At 33.1% G+C, this 5,273-nt stretch carries 4 protein-coding genes; 2 read left to right on the top strand and 2 right to left on the bottom strand.

Annotated elements, in window-relative coordinates; all coding sequences use genetic code 11:
• Both AB8B65_RS03040 and AB8B65_RS03035 read left to right on the top strand, forming a co-directional pair.
• On the top strand, positions 1-190 hold a 190-nt coding region (locus AB8B65_RS03040; protein WP_405299388.1), incomplete at its 5' end, for a hypothetical protein.
• A gap of 2 nt (positions 191-192) precedes the next feature.
• Entirely contained in the window at positions 193-1,248 is a 1,056-nt protein-coding gene (locus AB8B65_RS03035; protein ID WP_405299387.1) for a WD40/YVTN/BNR-like repeat-containing protein, read from the top strand.
• Between the two features lie 7 nt (positions 1,249-1,255).
• Here the strand turns inward: AB8B65_RS03035 and AB8B65_RS03030 are convergent, their stop codons facing one another.
• Together AB8B65_RS03030 and AB8B65_RS03025 are read right to left on the bottom strand one after the other, a co-directional pair.
• Positions 1,256-4,369: a hypothetical protein gene (locus AB8B65_RS03030; RefSeq protein WP_405299386.1), complete on the bottom strand. Its 3,114-nt coding sequence runs from the start codon at positions 4,367-4,369 to the stop codon at positions 1,256-1,258.
• A 306-nt stretch (positions 4,370-4,675) separates the two neighbouring features.
• Complete coding sequence (locus AB8B65_RS03025; RefSeq protein WP_405299385.1) at positions 4,676-5,128, bottom strand: hypothetical protein; 453 nt, start codon at positions 5,126-5,128, stop codon at positions 4,676-4,678.
• Positions 5,129-5,273: the final 145 nt, after the last annotated feature.

The raw sequence follows: 5,273 nt of genomic DNA, 5'->3' as shown, positions 1-5,273 counted from the left end.
CACGCAAAAACGATCGCTAACTATTCTAATAATGTGGATTGGTTCTGTAGCATTATACATCTATAATTATAATATTGGATTTACCTTATTATTATTCTTAAGTTTTGTACATGTTTTTATGGAATTTCCACTGAATGTCATTTCAATAAGAGCTGTTGGTAAATCGTTCTTGCCTTCTAAAAAATCCTAACTATGCGTTCTATTTTTTCAATCTTTCTATTAGTTCTATTTTTTTCTTGTGAAGAACAGACAAAAGAGAAACCAACACGAAAAGCAATTTCAACAGTAGCAATTACACCAATTTTTAAAGATTCTATTAGTATTCGAGCGATTGCGTTAACTCCAGAAAATGATTTGGCTTTTGGCGGCAATAAAACTACAATTGGTTTTTATAATGCGCAGACAAAGCAACATGTAAATCTACTTAAAGGAAAAGTATCTGATACACTAAATGTTAGTTTTAGAGCCGTAGCGCATATCAATAATACTACGTTCGGAATTAGTATTGTAAATCCTGCTTTGCTATATAAAATTCAAAATAATGGAACTGTAGAACTCGTCTATACAGAAACACACGAAAAAGTATTTTACGATGCCATTGCTTTTTGGAATGCTAAAGAAGGAATTGCTATGGGCGATCCAACAGACGATTGCATTAGTATCATCATCACGCGCGATGGCGGAAATACATGGCAAAAGGTTTCATGTGATAATTTACCAAAAGCAAAAGAAGGAGAAGCTGCTTTTGCCGCGAGTAATACAAACATTGCTATTGTTGGTGATGAAACTTGGATTGCAACAGGAGGAAAGGCAAGTAGAATTTTATATTCTGCCAATAAAGGACACACTTGGAAAGTATACAAAACGCCAATTGTACAAGGAATTGAAACCACAGGAATGTATTCCATTGATTTTTATGATGCTAAAAACGGATTCGCTATTGGTGGCGATTATTCCAAAGCAGACATCAACGAAGCCAACAAAATAAAAACTACTGACGGTGGAAAAACGTGGAAGTTAGTCGCGCAAAACGAAAATCCAGGATACAGAAGTTGTATACAATACGTTCCAAACGGAAACGCCAAAGAATTGGTTGCTGTAGGTTTCAAAGGAATCGATTATTCCAACGACGCAGGAAATACTTGGAAACACTTATCTGACGAAGGTTTCTATACCATTAAATTCATCAACGATTCTACAGCGTATGCGGCTGGAAAAAATAGGATTGCGAAGTTGTTGTTTAAATAAGGTTATATCACAACTTCTCCAAAACACTTTTCACACGTTCATGCGCCAACATATATTCCATAAATTCAAACGCAGGAATTGCCATCACACGACTCATTTCAGGTTCAATGATGCTAAATGTTTCTCTAGAACAACCTTCCATTAAATCCCAAATACCGTCATTATTATCTTTAATGATTATAGCAATATCTTCTACACAATCAAGATTTTTTATCTTTTTACCATAAATAGCGCGCACATCATCTAAATCGAATTTGTGTGGTAAATAAATATTCTCAAAAGTAATATGCTCGTATTTAGCAGCTAAAAAAATCAATTTATCCTTTATATAACCTGGAAACATTTCAGTAGCAGCAACGGAGTTTAAAATTGCAGAAAGTTCATTGGATTTATTGATGATTCCGCCATTACAATTCATCATCACCGAATCCATCACATGTTTTACATACGCCGATTTGTCATTGATAATATTGATAAATACCGTTTCTTTATTTCTCGCGGAAGCATCCAATTCATTAATAGCTTCATACAATTTAAAGGCAGAAAGTAACCCTGAATTTTCATAAATTCCACCATCATTATACTGTCCTTCACCTTCAATTGTAGCTGCCGGACTTATTAACGGAAAACGATTTGTGGTAGAAGCTGCATTGTAAAAACTCAAGGTTTTATTGTTTCCTAATTCCAAAATATCATTCGCGCCCAAATACAAAGCACTTTTAGCAAACGTATCTTTTACAGGAATAGAAACCGCCATTCCTTGTCGCCCTTTAATATTAGTAGTATTGCTAATTAAAATAGGAAAACGTTGATTTCGTTTTTTATACATATCATACCAAAACTGTCGGTAGGAAGTAGATTCAAACTCCGCTTTTGTAAGCTCAGGATTTACATAATTTGCATACGTTCGCATGGCTGCTGTAGAACGATCTTTCCCAATTAAATTCAGAGGAACTAACATGTGTGTAAACCAATCGCGCCCTAAAAGATGTGCCAAATCCATCGATAAAATATTTTCGGTACCGATTTTACGGATGATTGAATCGCGAAATTGCAAATTGTCATTTTGATGTTTAATCGCTGAATAATTAATCAAGCCAATTGTTCCGCCCGAAGCGCCTGATAAACAAACGGTTTTGTCATACAAATCACCATCTGTATCTAACGCATTCAAAACGGTCATTGTCCAAGCGTTGGCTTTCATTCCGCCACCATAGCAACCAATATAATAGCGTTTTTTGGGTAAATTTTGAATGTATTCTTTCAGTGTAATAGAATCTTTTGTAGTATTAATAGTTTCGTCAATCTGTGCTAAATCGAACAAATTATTAGCCGTACTTTCATTGCTTCGCGATAAAAAATTTAGCAACACCAATACAAGTAATCCTACGTAGACTGTAAAACTAAAATTAGATTTATTGTCTTTGGCAAATTGTTGATCGGACAAGTTATAATACATGAAATGCTTCAAAATCACGACGATAATTCCATACAATAAAAAGAAAGCGGAAAGGATAATTATGATTGCATTTACATGCATAGCAAGTGTTGGAAAAATATTGATCGCAATAAAAAACAACAAGTTTACAGCACCAAAATAAGCGATTGTTTTCAAGAAAATAATGTTGTTACTGGTCGCACCTAAGCTTAAATTCCGAATGCTGAGTTTGGAAAGTTTCTTAAAAAATGCGCTTTGCCCAAAAAAGTTATTCTTTTCAAATAGCTTAATAATAGCTTCCTTTTTTTCTGCTCGTGAACGTGTATCTTTTTCATCATTTATCAATGGAAAACTATTGATGACAGCTTCATTATCTTTATTAAAAAAGGCGTACTTAAATAAGCTTCTAAAGGTTCGGTAATACGTGTAGGTAATCGCTTGAAGCGTAATACAAACCAAGCTTAAAATTACGGTGGTGTAATTATATGGATGTTCAAACCAAGTCAATAAAAAGAACAACAGAAAATGTGCTAATACTGTAATAACCAGTATAATTATGTATGTTGTGATTGGATTGTTGAGTTTTTGAGTCGTTTCTTCTACGAAAGATACATCGACAGCAGAGTCGTTGGCTTCATGCAATCCGTTTGTGTAATACTGACGCCATTTATCTTTTTGATTTTTTAATACATACAACCATCCAATTAATGCGATGATAAGTAGGTTAACAAATCCGCTCAATTCCACACCAAATCCAAAATTGGTATCTGCTGTATAGGCAACCATATAGAATAAAGCAGCATAGAAAAATACACCAATTGTACGACGTAAAAAACTCAAATTACTCTCGTAAGCGGTAGTTTTTAGTTTCGTTTTTGCATCTTTATCTTTGTACCAAATAATACCGAATATGCTAAATATTTTATAAATTCTCCAGTCTTTATCTTTGAATTTTCGATTCGATTTTGAAAGTAAAAAGTACGTTGGGTAGTGTGAAAGTACAATGCAATATATAGGCGCAAATCCTAAAAGAAGCACAAATACAAACCAAAACGGATGGTAATATAAGTCTACAATGATTGAATTTAGTTGTGGTGCTTTCGGTAAGGAAAGTCCAATAATGAACAAGAATAATAAACTAATCCATGCGGAAGTCATAAACTCTTTAAGTACAACCAACCGATTTTTTAATGAAAAGCGCATCCAAACTAGTAATACGGTTAAGAATGTAGCTGCATAAAAGCCAATTTTGACGCTTACAATCGTTTTTTGATATTCTTTATGCCACAAATAGTAAAAATTTTCAGTGCAATCAAACGTGTACGCAATACTTGCTAAGACCAGAAATAGCTTGAAAATAAATTTTACCTTGTGTTTTGTGGTTTTGCTGTGCACATATTTTCCAACAATATAAAATAGGAGGAAAGCCCAGATAAAATCTAGAATAAAAAACAGCGTAAATAGCAATTGTTGATACAGACTTGTGTGTTCTAAAAACCAAGCTTTGGTGACTTGTTCTTGCGTAAACTGCGGATGTGTTACCCAATCGTAGATATGAAACATTTTCCCGCATACCACCATTAAAATGCTTAACATGATAAATAAAATCACATGAAATTTAGGTGTATTATGTTGTTCAAAATGTCTGAATGAACTAAACTGGTGTTTCTCTGTAAGATGCATCTGTGTTAATTTTCTTAAAACTACAAATCCTATCTGACAATAAAAATACTTATATGTAAGTATTTTTTTAGTTGCAGCAGAAATAAAAAAGGAGCACTCTTTAAAGTACTCCTTTCATCAATCACCAAAAAATGTAAACAGTGATAAAAATCACTTGTCTTATGCTATACTTTTTAGACTGTATTTTTTTGAAAAGGTTTAATTTGAATGTAACAATTACTAAAAAATAAAAAGAGCATTTCTTTTGAGGGAAGTGCTCTTTTCTAATCAATGCTAGGTTGCGAATACAAACGTATTCTAGGTTTTTTAGGGCATTGATTTTCGTTTTCCGCGTTTGTTACGGAATTGTTTCATTAACTCTCTATTAAAGTCGCGTTCTACTTTTTTTAAGTGTATAATCTTTTTCGCAGGAAGCACTTTTTTAAGCTTTCGCATTAAAGTTTTCTTATTCTCGTGCATTTCATCTTCTAATTTTTCCAGACGCGCTAAAATTTTTGAAGCTTCACTTTCAGACATTTGCTCCATGTCTTTTACTTCTTTCTTAATCTTACCAAAACCCGCAACACGCAACTCATGATTTTTATCATCATACGTATTATAAATTGGCCAAAATTGCTGCGCTTCTTCCGTTGTAAAACCTAGGTTCTCAGTGAAATAAGCAATCTTTAATTGTTTAATTTTCTCTTTACTTTGTCTTTTTTGGGCAATTCCCATAAAGATACCAAAGCATAAAAATAAAATAGTCGTATATATTTTCATTTCTTACTGTTATTTTGTTTTATTCATCCAACAAATCATAAGGATCTGATCTGTTTTCCAAATAATCGATAGTTTCTGTTTCGTCTAAATTCACTTCAAAAATAGTACTCATATCTACATTTTCCTCTTCGTATACCAACATTAA

Origin of the sequence: Kordia sp. (genome assembly GCF_045105435.1) — a bacterium.
GTDB lineage: Bacteria > Bacteroidota > Bacteroidia > Flavobacteriales > Flavobacteriaceae > Kordia.
Note: the sequence above shows the minus strand (reverse complement) of the source record. Positions and strands in the feature narration are given on the sequence as shown.